Source organism: Campylobacter sp. US53, from assembly GCF_004378995.1.
Taxonomy (GTDB): Bacteria; Campylobacterota; Campylobacteria; order Campylobacterales; family Campylobacteraceae; genus Campylobacter_D; species Campylobacter_D jejuni.
In genome coordinates, this window is the sequence record NZ_RYYH01000005.1 from 104,370 (window position 1) to 126,790 (window position 22,421).

The 22,421-nt window shown below is 30.1% G+C and carries 15 protein-coding genes, 8 tRNA genes and 2 pseudogenes; 7 read left to right on the forward strand and 18 right to left on the reverse strand.

Translation table 11 applies throughout. The features are described from left to right. Window positions 1–11 precede the first annotated feature (11 nt). Together ELQ05_RS05230 and ELQ05_RS05235 are read right to left on the reverse strand one after the other, a co-directional pair. Window positions 12–1,352, reverse strand: a complete 1,341-nt coding sequence (locus ELQ05_RS05230) for a sodium-dependent transporter (RefSeq protein ID WP_002853706.1) — start codon at window positions 1,350–1,352, stop codon at window positions 12–14. 12 nt (window positions 1,353–1,364) lie between these two features. Continuing rightward, on the reverse strand, window positions 1,365–2,699 hold the full coding sequence (locus ELQ05_RS05235) for a sodium-dependent transporter (protein WP_052785423.1): 1,335 nt from the start codon (window positions 2,697–2,699) through the stop codon (window positions 1,365–1,367). A 232-nt stretch (window positions 2,700–2,931) separates the two neighbouring features. On the opposite strand from ELQ05_RS05235, the gene ELQ05_RS05240 reads away from it, so the two are divergent. The 5 genes from ELQ05_RS05240 (at window position 2,932) to ELQ05_RS05265 (ending at window position 5,415) form a co-directional block, all read left to right on the forward strand. Then, entirely contained in the window at window positions 2,932–3,270 is a 339-nt protein-coding gene (locus ELQ05_RS05240) for a F0F1 ATP synthase subunit C (RefSeq protein WP_002853683.1), read from the forward strand. Between the two features lie 35 nt (window positions 3,271–3,305). Continuing rightward, a tRNA-Leu gene (locus ELQ05_RS05245) sits at window positions 3,306–3,391 on the forward strand. Between the two features lie 967 nt (window positions 3,392–4,358). Further along, the gene (locus ELQ05_RS05255; protein ID WP_002854037.1) at window positions 4,359–4,586 is read left to right on the forward strand and encodes a type II toxin-antitoxin system HicA family toxin; all 228 of its coding nucleotides are present in this window, start codon (window positions 4,359–4,361) and stop codon (window positions 4,584–4,586) included. Between the two features lie 3 nt (window positions 4,587–4,589). After that, entirely contained in the window at window positions 4,590–4,949 is a 360-nt protein-coding gene (locus ELQ05_RS05260) for a type II toxin-antitoxin system HicB family antitoxin (RefSeq protein WP_002779573.1), read from the forward strand. A 145-nt stretch (window positions 4,950–5,094) separates the two neighbouring features. Next, complete coding sequence (locus ELQ05_RS05265; RefSeq protein ID WP_052785421.1) at window positions 5,095–5,415, forward strand: hypothetical protein; 321 nt, start codon at window positions 5,095–5,097, stop codon at window positions 5,413–5,415. Between the two features lie 26 nt (window positions 5,416–5,441). Here the strand turns inward: ELQ05_RS05265 and ELQ05_RS05270 are convergent, their stop codons facing one another. Together ELQ05_RS05270 and traN are read right to left on the reverse strand one after the other, a co-directional pair. Beyond that, window positions 5,442–8,150, reverse strand: a complete 2,709-nt coding sequence (locus ELQ05_RS05270) for a conjugal transfer protein TraG N-terminal domain-containing protein (protein WP_096703161.1) — start codon at window positions 8,148–8,150, stop codon at window positions 5,442–5,444. Between the two features lie 270 nt (window positions 8,151–8,420). Beyond that, a pseudogene (gene traN, locus ELQ05_RS08510) lies at window positions 8,421–8,923 on the reverse strand (conjugal transfer protein TraN); the annotation flags it as partial. A gap of 530 nt (window positions 8,924–9,453) precedes the next feature. Between traN and ELQ05_RS05280 the strand changes: the two are divergent. Next, window positions 9,454–10,365 (forward strand): AEC family transporter, encoded by a 912-nt coding sequence (locus ELQ05_RS05280; RefSeq protein ID WP_052785418.1) that lies wholly within the window; start codon window positions 9,454–9,456, stop codon window positions 10,363–10,365. A 7-nt stretch (window positions 10,366–10,372) separates the two neighbouring features. Here the strand turns inward: ELQ05_RS05280 and ELQ05_RS05285 are convergent, their stop codons facing one another. The 12 genes from ELQ05_RS05285 to secA all read right to left on the reverse strand — a co-directional run bounded on the left by ELQ05_RS05285 (window position 10,373) and on the right by secA (window position 19,708). Then, window positions 10,373–13,885 carry an acyl-[ACP]--phospholipid O-acyltransferase gene (locus ELQ05_RS05285; RefSeq protein WP_134239980.1) on the reverse strand — a complete coding sequence of 1,171 codons (3,513 nt, stop codon included), beginning with the start codon at window positions 13,883–13,885 and terminating at the stop codon, window positions 10,373–10,375. Window positions 13,886–13,929: 44 nt separating this feature from the next. Then, on the reverse strand, window positions 13,930–14,310 hold the full coding sequence (locus ELQ05_RS05290) for a hypothetical protein (protein WP_002853267.1): 381 nt from the start codon (window positions 14,308–14,310) through the stop codon (window positions 13,930–13,932). A gap of 66 nt (window positions 14,311–14,376) precedes the next feature. Then, window positions 14,377–14,453 (reverse strand) — tRNA-Asp (locus ELQ05_RS05295). Window positions 14,454–14,504: 51 nt separating this feature from the next. Next, window positions 14,505–14,580: transfer RNA gene (locus ELQ05_RS05300), tRNA-Val, on the reverse strand. Between the two features lie 6 nt (window positions 14,581–14,586). Continuing rightward, window positions 14,587–14,662, reverse strand: a tRNA-Arg gene (locus ELQ05_RS05305). Between the two features lie 19 nt (window positions 14,663–14,681). Then, a tRNA-Lys gene (locus ELQ05_RS05310) sits at window positions 14,682–14,757 on the reverse strand. A gap of 4 nt (window positions 14,758–14,761) precedes the next feature. After that, window positions 14,762–14,838 (reverse strand) — tRNA-Asp (locus tag ELQ05_RS05315). 51 nt (window positions 14,839–14,889) lie between these two features. Then, window positions 14,890–14,965: transfer RNA gene (locus tag ELQ05_RS05320), tRNA-Val, on the reverse strand. A 7-nt stretch (window positions 14,966–14,972) separates the two neighbouring features. Further along, window positions 14,973–15,048 (reverse strand) — tRNA-Lys (locus ELQ05_RS05325). A gap of 61 nt (window positions 15,049–15,109) precedes the next feature. After that, window positions 15,110–15,895, reverse strand: coding sequence for an amino acid ABC transporter permease (locus ELQ05_RS05330; protein WP_052785416.1), 786 nt, complete (start codon window positions 15,893–15,895; stop codon window positions 15,110–15,112). 22 nt (window positions 15,896–15,917) lie between these two features. Continuing rightward, window positions 15,918–17,123 carry an ABC transporter permease gene (locus tag ELQ05_RS05335; protein ID WP_052785415.1) on the reverse strand — a complete coding sequence of 402 codons (1,206 nt, stop codon included), beginning with the start codon at window positions 17,121–17,123 and terminating at the stop codon, window positions 15,918–15,920. Next, window positions 17,120–19,708, reverse strand: a complete 2,589-nt coding sequence (secA, locus tag ELQ05_RS05340) for a preprotein translocase subunit SecA (protein WP_002934403.1) — start codon at window positions 19,706–19,708, stop codon at window positions 17,120–17,122. Before secA ends, ELQ05_RS05335 begins: the two co-directional genes overlap by 4 nt. Before the next feature lie 100 nt (window positions 19,709–19,808). Between secA and lolA the strand changes: the two genes are divergently transcribed. Then, complete coding sequence (gene lolA / locus ELQ05_RS05345) at window positions 19,809–20,318, forward strand: LolA-like outer membrane lipoprotein chaperone (RefSeq protein ID WP_134239981.1); 510 nt, start codon at window positions 19,809–19,811, stop codon at window positions 20,316–20,318. Here the strand turns inward: lolA and ELQ05_RS05350 are convergent. After that, entirely contained in the window at window positions 20,315–21,049 is a 735-nt protein-coding gene (locus ELQ05_RS05350; RefSeq protein ID WP_070316487.1) for a hypothetical protein, read from the reverse strand. The genes lolA and ELQ05_RS05350 overlap by 4 nt on opposite strands. Window positions 21,050–21,058: 9 nt before the next feature. Further along, window positions 21,059–22,400: pseudogene (gene pif1 / locus ELQ05_RS05355) on the reverse strand (ATP-dependent DNA helicase Pif1). Window positions 22,401–22,421 lie beyond the last annotated feature (21 nt).

Genomic DNA, 22,421 nt, shown 5'->3' on the forward strand with positions numbered 1-22,421 from the left:
TTTTTTCATTATTATACAAAAATTTGATAACACATTACCAAAATTATTGCTATAGGCGATATAAAACGAATAAAAAACAACCAAATTAAGAAAATTTTTCGACTTATAAATTTAGAAAAAATTTTATAAATTTGTTTTTTATTCATAAAAAAACCTACAAATATAGAGCATACTATAGCACCAAGTGGAAGTAAAAAATTTGAAGTTAATTTATCTAATAAAGTAAAAAAATCTTTGCCAAAAAAACTAAACATAGAAAAAAAATTTAAATTTAATGACAAGATACAACAAATTCCAAAAACAAAAACAAATAAACCTATTAAAAATAGAGCTTTAACACGAGAAATTTGATAGTTATTAATCATATAAAAAGTTAAAGGCTCTATCATTGAAACAGCTGAAGTAATACCAGCAAAAAAAAGTGCTAAGAAAAAACAAAATGCAAAAATATAGCCTAAAGCTCCAAGTTGATTAAATAAACTCATCAAGGATACAAAAACAATTCCTGCTCCTTGAGTATGCGGATCGGCTCCAAATTCAAAGATAAAAGTAAAAACAATAAGCCCCATGATAAAAGAAATCAATAAGTTAATCAAAACAATATACACTGAACTTTTTATAAAATTTGTTTTTTTATCCAAGGCTGATGAATATGTAACTATACAACCTATTCCCAAGCATAAGGTAAAAAATGCAAGCCCTAAAGCTTCGGCAATAGAGCTAAATTTAAAATGTGAAAAATCAGGATAAAATAAATAAGAAAAAGCATTTGCAAAACCTTGCTTAAATCCCATGCAATAAAACAACATAAAAACAAGCATTAAAAATAAGCTAGGCATTATAACAACGTTTAATTTTTCAATCCCTTTGATTAAACCTTTAGATACTATTAATAAAGTAAGAAAAAAAGATAAAGTGAAGAAAAAAACAGAACTTGTCAAATTTGTAGTAATTAAATTCTGAAAATTACTTGCTGCTTCATCTAAGGTTTTAGGAAGATAATAAAGACTAACTACAGTATATTTTAAAACCCATCCCATAATAACTAGATAAAAAGAGAGAACAAAAATACCACCTAACATAAAAACGCCGCCATATCGCCATCTATTGCCATATTTTATGGCAAGATTTGAATAAGCATTTGCAAGATCACTTTTACTTAAACGTCCCATAGCCACTTCAGCCAAAAAAATACTAAATCCTATGGTTAAAGTAAAAAACAAATATAAAAGCACAAAAACAAAACCACCATTTTCTGCACTTAAAGTTGGAAATTTCCAAGCGTTACCTAAACCAACGGCTCCACCAGCAACAGCCAATACAAAACCGATTTTTGAAAAATATGTTCTCATTATTTTTCAAACTCACTTTAAAAAAGCGGCTATCATAACTATAACAACAGCCAAAGGGGAAATAAATCTCAAAAACACATACCAAAGTTCAAAAAATATACCCCTCATATAAGGTTTAAATAAAATTTTTAAAGCTTCTTTTTTCATCACAAATCCCACAAAAATAGCTGCCAAAATTCCACCTAAAGGCATAATAACCTTGCTTGAAACACTATCAAGCAAATCAAAAAAACTCATTCCAAAAAATCCAAACTGAGTACTTTTTAAAGAAGATAAAATACACAACATTCCTAAAATATAAACAACAATTCCTATTAAAATCAAAGCTTTTTTACGGCTCATACCAAAAGTATTAATAAGGTAAAAAGCAAAAGGCTCTATCATTGAAACAGCTGAAGTAATACCAGCAAAGATTAAAGAAATAAAAAATGCTGCTCCAAAAATACAACCAATCACTCCAATTTTTTCAAATAAAGTAGCCAAGGAAATAAAAACAAGTCCTGGTCCTTGCTGATTAGGATTGTAACCAAATTCAAAGATAAAAGTGAAAACAACCAAACCCATTAATAGACCAACTAAAAGATTGATAAAAATAATATTTAAAGTACTGGTAATAAAATTAGTTTTATCAGGCAGACTAGCAGAATAAGTAATAATCGTTCCAACACCCAAAGAAAGGCTAAAAAAGGCGAGTCCTAAAGCTTCAAGAACATTTGAAGTGTTGATTTTGGAAAAATCAGGTACAAAAAGAAATTTAACCGCCATCATAAAACCATCTTTACTAATAGCATAAACAAGCATTAAAATAAGTAAAATAAACAATGAAGGCATCATCCAAACATTTAACTTTTCAATCCCATTCTTAACACCTTTAGAAACAATATAAAAAACACATAAAAAAACCAAAGTAAAACAAATAAACTGACTTAAAAAATCCTCGCTTGTAAAAAATCCAAACTGCGCTTTACTTGCTTCTAGATCCATAGGCAAATTTCCAGTGATACTTAAAAACACATATTTAACTATCCAACCAATCACCAAGGTATAAAAAGAAACTATTAAAATCGCCCCTACCATAGTAAAACCAACATAAGACCAAGCTTTTTTATTTGAAGGTGCTAACTTTTCATAGGCATTAACCGGATCTTTTTCACTAATTTTTCCTATGCTAAGCTCAGCTAAAAATATCACAAAACCTACACCCAAAGTAAGAATTATATAAAGCAAGATAAAAGCAGATCCACCACTTTGACCTACTAGTGTTGGAAATTTCCAAGCATTACCCAAGCCCACCGCTGAACCTGCTACCGCTAAAATGAAACCTATTTTTGAAAATTTAGAACTCAATATTACAACCTTAACTTAAAAATTATTTTAAAATATTATTAAAGCAAAAAAACTTTTAAGCTTTATTGAAAACAATCAAATTTAAATCAAAAATGTGAATTTTTGTAAATTTCAATAAAAATAAAGATACTTTTGGTTATAATTCGGCTTTATTTTTAAGTCTTAAGTAGGGATACGCAAGCCGAACTGATTTAAAAATTGAAAAATATTTTTTTATAGAAAGGTTAAGATAATGAAAAAAGTTCTTTTTTTGTTATTAGCATGTGCAGCAGTAGCTTTTGCAGCTGAAACTAATGCTCCAGTAGAGCAAGAAGCTATTAATGTATGGATTAAAGCATTTTCAGTTCTTGCAGCAGGCTTAGGTCTTGGTGTTGCAGCACTTGGTGGTGCTATCGGTATGGGTAATACTGCAGCGGCAACAATTGCAGGAACAGCTAGAAACCCTGGTCTTGGGCCAAAATTAATGACAACTATGTTTATCGCTTTAGCGATGATTGAAGCACAAGTTATCTATGCTCTTGTTATCGCGCTAATAGCACTTTATGCAAATCCTTTTATAGTTTTACAATAAAACTTATCAAAGCCCTTTTTTGGGCTTTTTTCTATGCGGTTATGGTGGAATTGGTAGACACGCCATCTTGAGGGGGTGGTGCGCTTCGCGTGTGCGAGTTCAAATCTCGCTAACCGCACCATTTATACTGCTAACTACATAAATTAACATAAATATAAAACTTAAAAAATATCTATAAAATAGGACTTTAAAACTATCTAAAATCTAAATTAAATTTTTCCGTTAAAATCCATTTTAAAAATTTTTCCCTAACTTTTCTCCTAACTTTTTATTTTTTGTTTTAAAAAGTTAGGAGAAATTAGCTTAAGGAGTTTATTTTAAATGCTTACACAAAAAGACATAATAAAAAAGATAAAAACTATTTTTATAAGAAGTTTTTTGTATTTGATTATAAAGATATCCAAAAATAAGAAAATTAACAAGAGACTAAAAGTATTAAGGTGTATTAATTTGCGGAAAGGAAAATCTATCACACAAATAATCAATAAGATGATAAAATATTTATTCAAAAATACTATAATTAAAGCATATTAGGCATGGCTACTCTTTCGGTTGCAAGAAAGAGACATGATGAGTAAGATCATTGAATTTTTAGTTCTTGTCTTAGAATTAATTAAGGAGATAATCAAGCTCATTTGATATAACCATGTGAAAAATTTTATAAAAACCACGCTTAGTCTAAGCTTAATACATTTATACTAAAAAACATTTAACCGAAAGAGACGTGGCTTTCGGTTATGAGAAATTCATAGCAAAAATACTTTTACAAAAAAATAGAAAAGATTGGCAAAAAATTAGAAAAGCAAAAAACAAGATTCACTATAATAAAAAATCCGCCTTGAGTTTTCACTCTTGGCGGAAATTTATCAATCAAGACTAACTATGAAACGACATAGTAAGCGTTTTGTGAGATTATACCTAAATTTTAGGTTTTTTAAGCTTAAAGTTGAAGTATTTTTCTAACAAAACCGCAGGACAGAAAAGCCCCTTTAAACATACAAAGACAGCAAGATTAAAAGAATTGCGTTCGGTTTATAAGTGATACTTAATAAAAAGTGTGTATAATACATACTCATAAGGATATTATAGTGAGTAAAAAAGATAAAATTATTAAAGATTTAAAAAATAATCCTAACAATGTGCGCTTTGAAACGCTTAAGATTTTATTAGAAAGCGAAGGTTATGAATGTTTTAATAAAGGCGGATCACATTATCAATTCAGAAAAGAAGAATGTGATCTTATTACTATTCCATTTAAACGCCCTATAAAGGCTATATATGTCAAAATGGTTTTAAAAGCTATAACAGGAGAATGAATGATGAAAGACTTAGATTACTATCTTAATCTACCTTATGAAATTATTATAAAAAAACTTGATGAAAAAGATGGCGGAGGATATTTTGCAAGATATAAAGATTTCCCTTATATTATGGGAGATGGTGAAAATGAAATAGAAGCCTTAAAAGATCTCAAAGAAGCTTTTAAAGGAGCATTAGAAGTTATGCTTGAAAAAGGTGATTATATTAAAGAACCTATTGATAATGAAGCAAAAATTAGAATTAATATTACCTTGCCTAAAAGCTTAGTAGAGGCAATAGATACAATAAGCGATAATAGAAGCAAATTCTTAGCCGATCTTGCAAATAGCGCTATAAAATCTTATAAAATAAGCACTTAAAAATTGACATAGTTAAGTAAAAAAAGAAATCCGTTTCAAACCCCTAAAAATAGGCATTTTATAGCAAAAATACTTGCAAAAATTTATTAAAATATGGTATAATTTTATTAAAAATATGAATAAGTTATAATTGAAAGGAATAAAGATGGATAAAGCGCACTTAATTACTTATTTAGTAAGTCTTGCGTTTATTGTAACCGGTTTAATAGTTTGTTGTATTTTATACTTATTCAAAGATAAAATAAATAAGATAACACCTGAAAATATAGAGAATATAAATTCAAATATTAAAGATTTTATTGAAAAAAATATTTGTGGTAGTTCATCAACAATAGATCGCTCATTTACGACAAATTTTGGCGACTACTCATCTATATCAGGCAATGCTAGCTCATCAACAAATTATTTTATAGATCCAACATATAGCTATATGCCAGAAAATATATACCATAATAATCAAGACTAAGCCTAGCTTTTTAACTAGGCTTATTTTCACATATTTCTATTTTGGTTACCAAAATCTATCACTTTGTTAATGTCAGCTTTTCCATCTTTAATATCTTTTTGTATGCCAGCATAATCAATCTTATTATTTCTTTCTTCTATAGCAGTTCCTGCTTTATACTCAGCTGCATTTGCTGCTTTTTGAATTTCACCTGCTAATCCTTCTGATTTAACATCATTAGACGCATTTCTTGTTGCCATAAAGCCTTTTTGTCTTGAATTTAAATCATCTATGGCTTTATTGTGATCAGTCATAGTGCCTTTTGGATCATAATAATTATGTTTTGTTTGCTCATGTAATCCATTTGAATTGACATTAGAATCCACTCCTGCATAGTGTGATAATCCTTGCATATCTCCCCTTGCAGCCATATTTTCAACAGCATTCACAGCAGAAGCCACATTTTCTTTACTAACTACGCCACCATAATTTTCATTGATATAGCCTTGAACGATAGATGAGCCACCATCATAACCCACTGAATTATTAAGCGTTTTAGCTTCATTATAGCCATCCATAGAACTTTTAATGCTAGCAGAATTTGTAACATTTCCTGTTTTAAGAAGGTTATTAAATGAAGCACTTGCATCTCTATTTTTGCCAATTTCATTAGAAATACTTTCGCTGAATGTTTTATTAAATGTTTCTCTTTGATCTTTGCTTAGATTTTGATACCAAGCTTCAGTTTCCATTGATGAAGTAGATACTCCACCTACGCCAAAACCAATATTTCCTCTCATTACATCATCATAAGCTTGTTTTACATCCACACCTGTTGCTTTAGAATAAGTATCAGCTAAAGCATGTTGTGATGCTTTGGTGATAGTATTTCTATCGTTTTCTGATAAGGCTAAGCTATCTCCTTTTCCGCTAGCAACTTCTAAAGCTCTTTGAGATAGGTTAGAATTTTGAATCGCATCACTTAGAGCGTGCGCTCTTGTTTCTAAATTGCTTGCAGTCATACCAGCATTTAATCCTTTAATAGAAGCATTACCTATAGAACCATTAGCATTGATTACAGCTGAACTTCCTGTCATATTATCTTTAACTAATTCACCACCATGTTGCATATCTCTTGTTCCCATAAAACTTCTACCACCTACACCAAACGAAGATTGAAGAGTATTATAACCTGCACCCACAGCCCAAACTTCATCTCCTCTAGGAGCAGCTATACTTGTTTGTGTAGATAGAGCTTGCTGATTTGCAAAACTTCCAGCAGCTCTTGAAGCACCTGTTAGAGCTTGAGATAAACTTGAAGCAAAAGTTACAAATCCTTGCTCACTTGCTTTAGCTATAGCATAAGCTAAAACAGGAGTACTCATTACAAGATAATTCATGAAATTTGATCTACTTGCTACTTCTTTAAAGATAAGCATATTATCTCCTAAGCTTAAAGCTGCTTTTCTACCTGTTATTACTTGTGCAACTTTCATTAGATTATAATCATTTAGATAGTTAATAATACAAAGAATAGGAGTCCAAAGCACTATCCAAATACATAGAGTAAAAAACATCTTAATATGAGCGTAAGAGCCAAATACAATAGAAAGCAAAGCAACAAGCCAAGACAAACCTATGATAATGGCTGTTAAATAAGCTTTAGCTAAAGGCAAATAAGTTTGTGCCAAGTGTCCTTGTGCTTGCATACTTGCATAAAATTGCTGATCCGCATAAGCAGTATTTGCAGCCACAGAAGCAGGATTTAATCCTACTGATTTAGCGGTATTAATGATTGCATCTTGAGAAGCAAGCATTATCATGGATTGTTGCAAATAAGATCTAGCACTTACAGCTTGTTCGTTATAGATTTGTGCAGCGCCTAAGAACTTTTGCTGATAATTTGTCATATCATCTACCATACCAAGCAAAGCAGCATGGATCTTCATAGCTTCATCTGTATCTTTTTGAATCATTTCAACGATTTGAGGACCTGCATCAGAACAAGGCACAACACTTTGTTCTTCAATATTATTGTTATTTGTGAACAAAGGAGTAAGCTGAGAGCCATTGCCTATGTTTGTGAAAAGATCTTGCATTAAATTATCAGAGTTTTGAAAAAGATTTCTACCTTGTTGATTAAGCAAGATACCTACTGAAACGCAGTTTCTAAAATAAAAATCAATATTTTTTTGCAAAGTTGCATCAATAGCCGAAAGCTTTACACTTGGTAAAGTACTCATCACTTGAAGTGAAAAACCTAAACCTGCATTAGAAAAATTTGTAGATTGTGGAGTTGAAAAATGTTTTTCCATAGCTTCTAGAATAAGTCTTTCAAATTGTGTCATTAATGCAAAGCTTTTTCCTATGCCTATAGGAATTTGAGAAATGAGATAATCTTTACTAGTGACTTCATCATAAATCATAAAGCGGTGATTATTGTCATTTGGCGCTCTTAAAAACATGTGCCACACTACAGCAAAAAGTATAAACATTTTTCCAAATTCAAACACAGGATTTGTTTGTCCATCCATTGCTTTTTTAATACTAAAAAGCAATAATGAAATAGCTAAGGCTGCATTAACGATATAACTTGTTTCAGTGGTTATTCCTTTAACAGCTTGCATGATTTCATTCATTACATCGCCATAACCCCAAGTATAAATTAGATTTCCATTAGCTATTTCAGTTGCACCAAATAAAAATGAAGGTGCAAAAAACAAAGTGCTAAGGAATAACAAGTAAAATCTTTTCATGGACTATATTAAAGAAGTTAAAGAGTTTGTTTGGTATAATTATAAAAGGGTGCAACGCCAAAGGGCTGCAACCCTTTAGCGTTAATTTACCGCCCAGAAGGGAGGTGATTAAATTGCTAAACATTGTTCTAATAATTATACTCTTAATGCTTTGCTATGTCAAGGCTTATTGAGCATCCCCTGCTTTTGCAGGGTTTAGAACAATCCCTTTGGCTTACCAAACAAACTTTTAACTAAGCTTCTCTCCTTTCTAATAATTTATTTTATTTTTTAATTTGTAGGTTTTTTTGTTGCATTCTCAGTATTGTTTTGAATCTTTTCTTGTATTTTCACAGAATCAGCTTGTATTTTTCCTGTGTCAAAACTTCCTACAATATCAGCAATGAATTCACTTAAATCAATTTCGCTAAAATCTAATTTTTGAAATTCTTCAGGAGTGAAGCCTTTGCATTGCGGACCTTCCGCACTACCCCACCCTTTTCCAAGCTGAGGGCGTCCTTGTTCATTGAAAATTCTTCCTAATTTAGAATTGAAGCAACAAAAACTTTTCTTTTTTCAACGCAAATTTTAGTAAAACCTAAACTAACCTTTTTAGAACAATAAATTCCTACTTCATGACATTTTCCTGCATCGTTTAATTTAGCAAGCTTTTTCTCATCTTCTTTACAAGGTACAAATCCTAAAAATACATTATCCTTATCACAACATCCACCACCAAGTAAACCGCCAAACATATCCCAATTTTTACAACGATTATCTTGTCCATTGAATATTTATAGATACTGAACTATTTGAAACCTTATTATTAAAAAATACAAAATCAGTGCAAATGTGAAAAAACCGCTATACAACCTTAAAGAAATTGAAAAAAATAATTTCAAATTCAAATGATGCACAGTGAAAATAAGAAAAGCAATAAGATAAACTTTCAAAATAAATCTGTCTTATTGCGTGAATATTAAAAATAAAAATAACTAAAGTAGATGATCTCCGCCTAAATAAGTTTAAAAATATTCAAAAATTAAAAACAAAAGCTATATTAATTTATTGTTTTTATATCATTCTAAATACAATATATAGTATTTTAATTAAGATTAAACCGCACCATTATTTAAAATTATAATCATTCAACTTAAAATACCAACTATTCAAAATCAAATTTCAACTTACAATTTCTTAAAGTTACAAAAAATAAAAAATATTGGTTTTTTTAAAAAACTTAAAAAATATTAAGATTTTTTTTAAGTATAAAGAATATAATTCTATCCGTTTTCAAAAACCATCCCTTAAAAAAGATTATTCAATGTTTGTTTTTATACCATTATTTACAATTTTTATTTTACTTGCAGGCGGATATTTTGCCAAAAGAATTGGCGTTTTAAAGCAAAAACAAGCTAGGACTTTTTTAGATTTTGCTATTATTTTTGCTTTACCTTGTTTGATTTTCGATAAAGCATATCATTTAAATTTTGATTTTTCATTGATTATTTTTATTTTTATTGGATTGTTTAGCTGTATACTAGCAGCTTTTTTTGCTATTCTTATTGGAAAAGTTTTTCATTTTTCTAAAGTAACTTTAGTCAGTATGTTTTTGCTTTCTTGTTTTGGAAATACTATATTTGTGGGTATGCCTATTGTTGCTGGTGTATTTAATGACCCACAATTTAGCGCTGAAGTTATATTTTATGATGCTTTAGCTACAACTTTACCTATATCGCTTTTTGGACCTTTTATACTTTCTTTGGGAAATGGAGAAAAAGTCAGTTTGCTTGCTAATGTTAAAAAAATTCTTAGCTTTCCACCTTTTTTAGCTTTACTTTTTGGTTTTTTGTGTAAATTGATTACTTTACCTGAATTTATTTTCTCTCCTATTCGTTTATTTGGTGCTTCTGCGACCCCTGTTGCACTTTTTGCTATAGGTTTAGGACTTGGTTTTATGGCAATTAAAACCTCTTACAAACCTACAATAGTTATTATCTTTGCTAAAATGATTTTAGCTCCTTTATTTTTTGTATTTTGTTTGAAAATATTTAATTTAGAATTAAAAGATTCTACCATCGTTGCTATTATAGAAAGCGCAGCTCCTACTATGACTTTAGCAGGAGCTATGGTAATGAAAGCAAAACTAGATAGCAATTTAGCCGTAAGTGCTGTAGCTTTCGGAGTTCTTTTTGCTTTTGTTTCTATGCCAATTTTAATTTGGGCTTTATTATAAGCTCAAATTATATGGCTAAATTTTTAGCTAATTCTTTAACTTTCTTAAGATCAATTTTTCCTGAACCTAGGAGGGGAATTTTTTCTATTTGAAAATAATATCTAGGTTTAAAAAGTGTAGGTATATTAGAATTTTTTATAGCCTCACATACTCTTTCAAAAATTTCATTATTACATTCTATGAGTAAAACAATTTGTTCTCCTTTTTTCTCATCTTCTAAAGATGTGGCACAAAATTTAACCACTTCAGTGTCTATGAATTTGGCAATTTCTTCTTCTATTGCACCTAAAGAAATCATCTCTCCACCAATTTTTGCAAAGCGAGAATAACGATCGATAATATATAAAAAACCATCTTCATCTAAATGTCCCTTATCTCCCGTGTTGTACCATCTTATGCCATCAATTTCTTTAATAACTTCATCGGTTTTTTCTTTGTCATTAAGATAGCCTACCATAACTTGATGACCGCCTATAAGTATGAGTCCATCTTCATTTGTTTTTAAATTTTCATAATTATTTGGATCAACAATACGTACCGCAGTTCCAGGTAGAGGCATTCCCACACTTCCTTCTTTATTGGCACGATGTATAAGCCAATAATCCGCATCAAAACGATTTGGTAAATTTACACTCGCTACAGGTGTAGTTTCCGTAGCTCCATAACCTTCAAAAACGCTTTTTTTAAACTTCATTTCAAAAGCAGTTCTTACTTCATTTTTTAGTTTTTCAGCACCTGATACAACTATTCTTAAGCTTTCAAACATTAAAGCATCAAGTTTTTTATTTCTTGCATAAATTCCTAAAAAGGTTGAAGTTCCACACATAATAGTGATATTATTTTTAGCAACAGCTTTGGCAACCCCTAAGGCATCAGTTGGATCTGCAAAAGTGATACTTTTAATACCTTCAAGCAAAGGCAAAAATGTAGTTACGGTAAGTCCAAAAGCATGAAAAGGTGGTAAAGACGAGAGAATAACATCATTGTTTCTTGTGCAAAGTACATCAGAAATTTGTGCTATATTGCTTAAAATATTACGGTTATTTAGCATAACACCTTTTGGAGACCCCTCGCTTCCACTGCTAAATAAAATAGCTGCGATGGCAAGATTGTTTTTTAAAGGAGTGAAGATACTTTTGAGTATAAAACTAGGCATTATACTAACTGCTAACATCATGCTAAAAATTTTAGTTTTTTGCATTTTAAAATCTTCTATAATATCTTCAAAATAAATTAAATGTATATTTGTATCGAAATTTAGGTTTATGCCTTTATTTGCTAATTTTTCTAAAAAAGTTTTAGAAGTATAAATTTGTGAAATTTGCGCATTTTTTATAGCTGCTTTTAGAGCTTTTTCTCCAGCCGTGAAATTAAGATTTACTGCAATTTTTTCTGCGATTAAAACAGATAGATTAGTTAAAGAACTTGCAAAAGAAGCAGGTAGTAAAATTCCTATAGCTTCCTCTTTAGGAGCGTAACTTCCACGCTGAGGGTTAATGTTTAATTCTTTGGATTTTCTTTTAATAAAAAAATTAAGAAATAAACTAAGAGTCAACATTTTTCTATAAGAAATATCTCCAGCTAGTGTATCGATAATAGCTATTTGATTTAGATTTTTTTTAGCTGTATCTATCCAAGCTCTTGCTATAGTATGCATAGCTTCGCATTGTGATTTCCAAGCCATAAAAGAAAGTTCAAAAACTTTAGCTTTAACTTCATCTTTTTTAGAATGCAAAGGCATAGCTTTACCAAAAGCTATAGCAATTTTTCTTTTATTTAAAGTGCAGTTTCTTGCTGAAAATTCTTCATCGCTTCTTGAAAAAGCACTACCCCAAAGTCCTCTTATATAAAAAGGAATAATTTTTCCATCATCTTCGCTTAAATATTCACAAGCTAATTCAAATCCTGCTTTAAATTCATTTAATTGTCCATGTCGTGAAAGTGTACCTTCAGGAAATAAGCAAACTAAATTACCTTCTTTGATATGCTTTGCTATCAGTTCTAAACTCGTCTTACTTCCTGTACTTGATACAGGAATAATACCAAATTTATCAAGAAAAATTTTAATATACCATTTAGAATAAATACTTCTTTCCATAACAAAATAAATTTTTCTTGGAATTGCCATTTGTACAACAGCCCAATCAATAAAAGAAATATGATTACCCAAAAGCAAAGCTCCACCTTTTTCTGGTATATTTTCAAAACCTTCTACAAGCAAGCGGTATCGTTGCAAAAAAGCTATGCTTAAAAGTATACGCACTAAAGAAAAGGGAAGTTTTAAAAGTATATAAAAACTTCCTATAAAGGTTACTAAAGTAATAAAATAAAACAAATAAACCACATTGATTTCAAATTTTGCAAATAAAGTTGCTAAGAGTAAAAATCCTAACATGGCAATATTTTGAAAAAAATTATTTCCTGCAAGAATTTGTCCTAATTCATTTTCTTTGGCATGAAATTGGATTAAAGTATTTAAAGGAATGATAAAAAGAGCTCCACAAAATCCAAAAAAGAAAAATAAAAAACTATAACTTAATAAACTTACAAAATAAGGCATTAAAAAAGCCATTAAAAACATACCCAATGCACCAAGTGGAATAAGTCCAAGTTCTATATAATTTTTTGAAAATTTACCAGCTACTAAAGAGCCTAAAATCACTCCTATACCAGAAAAAGCGAGTGAAATTTGCACATAAAAAGTATTTTCTATAAAAAGTTCATTTTTAGCAAAGATAGGAAAGCTAACAAGATAAAGTTGAGATATAGCCCAAAAAAATGAAATTCCTATTATGCAAAGCCAAATAGTTTTATTTTTAAAAACAAGCTTAAGATTATTTATTAGAAGTTTTCCACGGATATAATCTTTTTTATTAAAAACTAAATCTTTATTTGTTTGTTTGAGCTTAGGTAAACGCCACGCAAAAAATACTTCGATACAAGAAAATAAAATTAGCACAATTCCTAAAGGCGCTACTTCTTTTAAAATTTCATCTGTTTGATTATATGCAGAACTATAAAGACTTTCAAAACTTAAAGAAAACAAAGCCATTCCTGCTAAGATTGCCATAATGCTTACTGCATTAATTACACCATTACCCATAGCAAGAAAGTCTTTTCCTACGAGTTCTTTAATAAAACCGTATTTACTTGGTGAATAAAGTGCTGCTTGCGCTCCCATTATAAAAGTAAAAATAAAAGCCATCCAAAAAGCACCGCTATAGTAACAAATGCAAATTATTAAAGTGAGTATAACATTACAAATTGCTGAAATTTTCATTACAATATTTTTTGGATATTTATCCGCTAAAAAACCCGAAGGAGAAAGCATAAGAATAAAAGGAAGTAAAATCAAAGCATTAACTATAGCATTTAAAAATAACTGCTCACTTCCTTCATAGGCCTTATAAATAGTATTTTGAATAATAATTTTATGTCCTAAATCTACAAAAGCATTGATGAATGCTATAAGTAAAAAAGGAATTAATCCGTAAATTTTCAAAAAAGATTTTTTTTGCATTATTTAAACCTCGTCAATTAGCTCTTATTTTATAAAAGAATTTATCAGTTTTTAGGAAAATTATCTATATTATCTTTTAAAATAATTCCATCGATTTTTAATTTATAAAATTTTTTAAAATTCTCTAATTTATCAACAATCATTAAAACCCTACTATCAAAAACATAAAATTCTGCAACCTTGCTAGCAAATTTTGCAAGTTTTTTATCATTACAAAGCAAAAACTTAGCTCCTAAAGCATTGGCTAAAAATATCTCGTCTTTATTTTGAACTAAAATAGCAAATTCAAAATCATTTTGACTTAAATAAGAAATCAATTTTTCATCATAAACAATACAATAAACTTTATTATCTTTAACTTCTTCAACACTTTCAATAAAAGAAAAATCTAAATTTTTTAATAATTTATGTCCAATAATAAGCATTTTTTTCCTTAGTTCTATTTTTTATTATTTTGCAAATTATACTTATAAAATTGTTACCAAGCAAGATGGCGCAGCGGACGGGGCTCGAACCCGCGACCTCCGCCGTGACAGGGCGGCATTCTAACCAGCTGAACTACCGCTGCATCCAAAGTAAAGAAGTAGAGATTATAAAACCTATTTATGATTTTATAAAATGGTGGTCACTATAAGACTCGAACTTATGACATCCACCTTGTAAGGGTGGCGCTCTACCAACTGAGCTAAGCGACCTATGATTGGCGACCCCTAGAGGATTTGAACCTCTGTTTCCACACAGAGAGAGTGTTGTCCTGGGCCACTAGACGAAAGGGTCATAACCCTAACAATAAAAATGGTGTCCCGTGTTGGATTCGAACCAACGGCCCCCTCCTTAAAAGGGAGATGCTCTACCGGCTGAGCTAACGAGACAAGATGGCGCAGCGGACGGGGCTCGAACCCGCGACCTCCGCCGTGACAGGGCGGCATTCTAACCAGCTGAACTACCGCTGCATCCAAAGTAAAGAAGTAGAGATTATAAAACCTATTTATGATTTTATAAAATGGTGGTCACTATAAGACTCGAACTTATGACATCCACCTTGTAAGGGTGGCGCTCTACCAACTGAGCTAAGCGACCTTTATAATGGTGTCCCGTGTTGGATTCGAACCAACGGCCCCCTCCTTAAAAGGGAGATGCTCTACCGGCTGAGCTAACGAGACATTTTCTGAAATAAAAATGTGATTATGCCAAAATTAGCTCTATTTGTCAAGCTTTTTTAAATCATTTTTGGCATTTTCTCTCCAAATAACGAGAAAATATACTTATAGGTAAAGTCAAAACAAGATATGTAATAGCCAAAATTACATAAGCTTCAAGAGTAGCAAAAGTATAAGAATTTATCTCTTGTGCACTTTGGGTTAATTCATTTACAGCAATAACGCTTAATAATGAACTATCTTTAATTAAATTTGCAAATTGTCCACTCAGAGGTGCTAAAATATTTTTTAAAGCTTGGGGAAAAATTACATACGCAAAAACCTGCATCTCTTTTAACCCTAAAGCCCTAGCGCTCTCAAGCTGAGATATAGAAATACTTAAAATTCCAGCTCTAAATATTTCAGCTAAGTAAGCAGCAGAAAAACATGATAAAATAATAACTCCAGCCACATATCGATTATCAAGTCCTAAATTATTTGCAACGATATAATATATCAATAATACCTGCACTAGTAAAGGGGTTCCTCTGATAAGCTCTATGTAAAATGTAGATAAAAATCTTAAAAAAACAATTGAACTTAAAGAAAAAGCACAAAAAACTCCACCCAAAATTATACTCAGTAATAAAGAAAAAAAACTGATTATTAAAGTATTTAAAAAACCTTGAAGAAATTTTTCTTTATAGGTCGCAATTGCACTAAAATCAAAATGATAAGCACTTATACTAAAACTACAATAACAAAACAATATTAAAAATAAAATCAAAAGAATTAAATTAGTGATTATTTTTGACTTTGATAGAGGTTTTAAAGGTTTAAAATTCTTATTTTTTTGAGTAAACAAAGACAATAAAAATCTCCAAAATTACAATTTATTCATTTCTTAAAGTATCTAAAATATTAATTTGAGTTGCTTTTTTTGCAGGATAAAAAGACGATAAAGCTATGATTATTAAAGCACCCACAATGGTTAAAGAAAAATCCATTAAAGACAAATCAAGTGGTAATTTACTGGTTCCATAAACATCAGCAGGTAAAGTTACAATATCAAAATTTCCTAAAAGCCATAAAGCAAAAAATGCAAGCACCACACCCACTATCATACCGCCGCCACCAATAAGCATACCTAAGGCAAAAAAACTCTTTTTTACCTCATTTTTGCTTGCACCTAGAGCAAGTAAAAGTGCTATTTCACTGCGACGATTCATTGCTATCATCAATAAAGAACTTACTATATTTAAACTTGCAACCAAAATAATAAGCATCAACACTATAAAAAGCGCTCTTTTCTCAAGCTCTAAGGCTGAAAAGAAATTTTTATTTTGTTCCCACCAACCTACTACAGCATAATCGTCTTTTAAATAAGATTTAATTTTTTCAACATCCTTAAAAGCATTATCACTATATACATGAACTCCATCATAATTTGGATTTTTAGGCGTTCCAAGTACTTTTTTCAATGCATCAACATCTGTATACATATAAGCTTTATCATAAAATGCAAGCCCTGAAGTAAAACGCGCTTTAACATCAAAACGTTTAGTTTGCGGTACTAAAGAAAATCCACTAGGATTAAGATTTGAAAAAATAAGTGAAAGTTTGTCATTTTTATGCAAACCAAATTCATCAGTAAGTGCTGATCCTACAAGTATATCAAAACCACTTAAATTCTCATCCCTTAAAGCTTTAGCAACCACTTCGTTTATTTTTTTTTCATCATTAAAATTAACGCCAAAAAGCACACCACCTTCAAAACGATTATCTCCCTTTACAACAACTTGAGTGCTTATATAAGGGCTAAATAACAAATTTGGAAATGTTTTTCTTAACTCATCTATAAATTCATCATTTACAGGAGCGTAAAATTTAGGCAAAATAGTAATAGGATAATTCATCACAAAAAAGCGTTTTTCAAATTCTTTATCAAAACCATTCATAATTGCCATAGCTACAAGCAAAACGCAAAGTCCTACACAAACTCCTAAAAAGGCCAAAAGTATAGAAAGATTGATAAAGGGTTGTTCTTTATCAAATCTTAAATATTTAAAAAGTAAATATTTTAAAACGCTTTTATTCAAGCTAAAATTCCTTGCTTAGGACCACTTTTTCCATGGCATTCTTTAAATTTTTTTCCACTTCCGCAAGGACAAGGAGCATTGCGTGGAACTTTTTTAAACTCAGCTTCGCCAAGATTATCTTCGCTTGCGCCCATTTCTACTGAGCTTTGAAGTAGCTTTTCATTTTCTTCATTGGCTTTATTTTCTAAATTTTGCACCTCTTCTTGATTAAATTGCACACTAAAAAGTAGTTTAATACTATCAAATTTAATACGATTAACCAACTCCAAGAAAAGATTATAACTTTCTTTCTTATATTCCACAAGAGGATCTTTTTGATTGTATCCACGAAGCCCTATTCCTGTTTTTAAAATATCCATTTGATACAAATGCTCTCTCCAAGCATTATCCAAAACTTGCAAATATAAAATACGCTCTATATTACGCAATTCTTTAATCTCAAGTCTTGACATCTTTTCGTTATAAGAATTTTCAAGAATTTGACTTAGCTTATCTTGCATTTCAATGACGCTTAAATTCTCAAAATCTTTTTCACTAATCTGAGTTGAACATTCATATAAAATTTTTGCTTTCAAATTTTCAAAATTTACATTAGAACCGCTTTCATCAAGTATATAATCATTCATTACATTTGCACTATATTCAGCGATATTTTGAGAAATTTTAGCTCTAATATCATAGTTTTCATCTAAAAGCTCATTGCGATAACGATAAATAGTTTTTCTTTGTTCATTTGCTACATCATCGTATTCTAACAAATGCTTTCTGCTTTCAAAATGTAAGCTTTCTACTTTTTTTTGCGCATTTTCAACCGCTCTTGTAACGATTCTTGACTCTATGCTTTCGCCCTCTTCTATACCCAAGCGATCCATGATACTTTTGATACGATCCCCGCCAAAAATTCTTAAAAGATTATCTTCTAAACTTAGATAAAAACGACTTATTCCAGGATCGCCCTGCCTTCCTGCACGACCACGAAGTTGATTATCAATACGGCGGCTTTCGTGTCTTTCTGTACCGATGATATAAAGCCCACCCAAAGCCCTAATCTCATCATCGATTTTTATATCCACACCACGACCTGCCATATTTGTAGCGATAGTTACAGCACCTTTTTTACCTGCATCTTGGATAATCAAAGCTTCTTGCTCGTGATTTTTAGCATTTAAAACATGATGAGGGATTTTCTCTTTTACAAGCATATTGTGAAAAACTTCACTGCGCTCTATACTTGCGGTTCCTACAAGTACAGGCTGACCTTTAGCATTGGCTTTTTTAATCTCTTCGATTACGGCTTTAAATTTTTCATTTTGAGTTTTATAGATAAGATCATCTTTATCTTGTCTTTTAATAGGAATATTTGTTGGTATAGAAATAACATCTAAACTATAAATTTGAGAAAATTCAGTCGCTTCTGTTTGTGCAGTTCCTGTCATACCTGCAAGTTTATTGTACATTCTAAAATAATTTTGAAAAGTAATATCTGCTAAAGTTTGGCTTTCTTCTTGAATTTTTACATTTTCTTTGGCTTCTAAAGCTTGATGTAACCCTTCGCTAAAACGACGCCCTTCACTTAAACGCCCTGTAAATTCATCAACGATGATAACTTCATTATTTCTTAAAACATAATGCACATCTTTTTCAAAAAGATTATGCGCCTTTAAAGCTTGATCAAGCTGATGTGCTAAGATAGCATTATCAAGACTGTATAAATTTTCTACACCAAAAAGTTTTTCAGCCTTAGCAATACCTGCTTCCGTGATTAAAATATTACGATTTTTCTCATCTACTACAAAATCACCCTCAGGTTTTGCAGGGGGTAAAACTGCTTCGCCTTTTTGCATTTGCTTGGCTACTTCATTGGCTTTAATATAACCATCTAAAGTGCGATTTGTAGGACCGCTGATGATAAGCGGAGTTCTTGCCTCATCAATTAAAATACTATCTACTTCATCTACAATAACAAAATTATGCTCTCTTTGAACTTTTTCAACTTTTGAAAATTTCATATTATCACGCAAATAATCAAAACCAAACTCATTATTGGTTCCATAAGTAATATCGCAATCATAAGCTTGCTTGTGCTCTATGTCGCTGTTTTGAGAAGAAAGAATCACGCCTACACTAAAACCTAAAAAGTTATAAATCGCGCTCATTTGCTCAGCGTCTCTTTTGGCTAGATAATCATTTACTGTAACGACATGTACGCCTTTTCCACTCATGGCATTTAAAACAACAGGCAAGGTCGCTACAAGGGTTTTACCCTCCCCTGTTTTCATTTCTGCAATTTTTCCATCGTGCAAAACCATACCACCGATTAACTGCACATCAAAATGACGCATATTTAAAGTTCTCTTACCTGTCTCTCTGACTATAGCAAAAACATCATTTAAGATATCATTTTCGTTTTTTTCTCCGCTTAAAATTTGCTCTTTAAATTTTGCAAATTCGGCTTTTAATTCATCATCGCTTAAATTTTGATATTTGCCTTCTAAAGCATTGATTTGTGCTACGCGCTTGAAGTATTTTTTAACTTCACGATCATTTTTTGTTCCAAAAACGGCTTTTAAGGTATTTAAAAACATTTTTAAACCTTTATAAATTTTTCAAACTATCATTATAACGATTATTTAATTAAAATTAGCTAGAATGATATAAAAAATATAATTTTTTTAAGGAAAATAAATGAAAAAAACATTCTTGATATTTTTTATTTTTATAGGACAACTTTTTGCCCTTGATCTTAATTTTAATACCTTTTCAAGCAATTTTATCCAAATAGTAAAATCCAAAAACTCTACACTTTCTTATTCTGGACATTTTATACTGAGTAAAGATCAAGCATATTGGAGTTATGATACTCCTAGTAAAAAAGAGATTTATATCAACAAAAATCAAGTAACCATAGTAGAGCACGATCTAGAACAAGTCATTTTCTCTCATCTTGATAGTATTCCAAATCTTAATGAAATTTTCAAAAAAGCAAGCCTTATAGACAAAGATAAACTTGTAGCAAAATATGATAATATAAATTATACAATTAAACTCAATCAAGAGCAAATTCAAAGCATATCCTATAAAGATGAATTTGAAAATGATGTTATAATCAATCTAAACAATCAAATTAAAAATCCAAAAATCAACTCCGATATTTTCAAGGTAAAAATTCCGCAAAATTATGATATAGTTCGCTAATTTTGCGTTGAATTTTCATCAAGCTTTATATCATAGCCTGTTTGTGGCAAATGATAAGGCTTGCTTGCATTATTTTCTTTGAATATTTGTGGAGGATTGGCGATTAAATCTCTTTTAATTTTTTCTTCTATATCTGGAGTCATTTTAGGTGTATTTAAATTATCCATATTGATTTCTCCATTGTCATTTTTATTTTCTTCATCTGAATCTTTGAAAAGCTGTTCAACTTGCTTGGCTTCTAAATTTGGAACACTAGAAGTTGGGATCTTTTCAACACCAGGAACTTGAGTTTTAGGAACTTCTAAGTTTTTAAGTGCTTTTTTTACCTCGCTGCCCATACCTTTCTCTTTAGCCTCAGTGCTTTCTAAAAAGCGTTTAAACTCCTCTAAATCAAATTTTTCCACTCCGCTTAAAGATATGATATATATATCATCTAATTTAATCTTATACTTCTTATCTAAAAATTTTTCTAAAGTTTTTTTAAAATTATTTTTTCCAATTTCTGTAAAAATATCTTCATAAAAAAACCCTGAAATTACTGTATTTACAGCATCAATTAACTTATTTTCATTTTCTTTTAAATTATTCCCATCAAATTCCAAAGAAATTTCAACTTTTTTAAGAACATTTGCTCCACTTTTAGAATACAAATCTGTTCTTATTTTATCTATTTCAAGATTTTGAGCATTTAAACTCAAAACCAAAAAAACACTTAAAAATATTTTTTTCATTTAATGCCTTTAAATGATTTGTTCTTGTATTTCGAGATCTAAAAAATTATGTTTTTTATAAAATTCAATCACATTAGAATCTATTTTTAAAATATTAGCAAAATAAAATCCAAAATTTATCTTTTTTGTAGAATAAATTTTTAAAGTATTTGGGTTTGTAGCGCGAGAAAGAGCGACATAAAGCTGTCCATTTTCAAAAATATGATAATATCACACACTAATTTTTCAATACTTATACCTTGCGATTTGTGTATAGTGATAGCATAAGCTAATTTAATAGGAAACTGTGTAACACTTGCAAGAATATTAACAACAAAATCTTTACCTGATTGTTCAAGTTCTTCCATGAAAAAAGTATAAGGTTCAAGTAAAATTTTCATCCCATTATTTTTAATAATACTAATATAAATTTTCTCCTCTTCATAAAGAATATCTTCTATAATGCCTTGCTCACCATTATAATAATTCTTATCCCAATTATTTACACAAAAAATAATACGAGCACCTATTTTAATATTTAATTCTTCCAATATATTTAAGCTTCCAACCCAAGAATCAAGTTCTTCATCTTTTATTCTCTTATCTTCTTTTTTAACCTGAGCCTTAAAGCATACAAGTGGGGTCTCAAGTTTGCTTAATTTTTCTTGATTGATATTGTTTACTTTTTTATTGATACCACAAAGTAAAGTATAATCATCTTCTAAATTTTCTAATTCTTTATAATCAATTTGCAAAGATTCAAAAAAGCTTAAAATTTTTTCATCTAAAAAACCTTGTCTAATCAAAGATAAATAGTTATAAAATTCTATATTTTGTGTTCTTTTAGGTTGAGAAAGTTTAATATTCTTAAAATTTAAATCCTGCCAAAAAAATGAAGAAAAAGCATAATAAGAATGATTAAATAAAGTTTCTTTTTTTCTTTAATTACGGGAGGCAGTTGAAAAAAATCTCCTACAACTAAAATTTTTCCATTAAATTGAGAATTTTTAAGTCTAAAGCCTATCATTTCAAAAACACTTGCGCTAACCATGGAAATTTCATCGATAATAATAAGCTCAATCGTTTTTAAAAGCTCTTTAAGTTTTGTTAATTTTTCTTTTTGTTTTTGATTGCGATCCAATGCGCTTAATTTCATCATATCATCACAATACCCTAAACAAAAAAAGCTGTGTAAGGTAACGCCGCCTATATTAAACGCCGATAGAGCACTAGAACCAAGAGCTATGGCTAATTTTTTTTGTTTTCTATAAGATTTGATAAGCTCATTTGTCAAAAAGCTTTTACCAACTCCAGCACCGCCACTTAAAAAAACATTATCATAAGCTAAAATTTTTTCTAGTTTATCAAGCATTATATTTCCTTGGCTTTAATT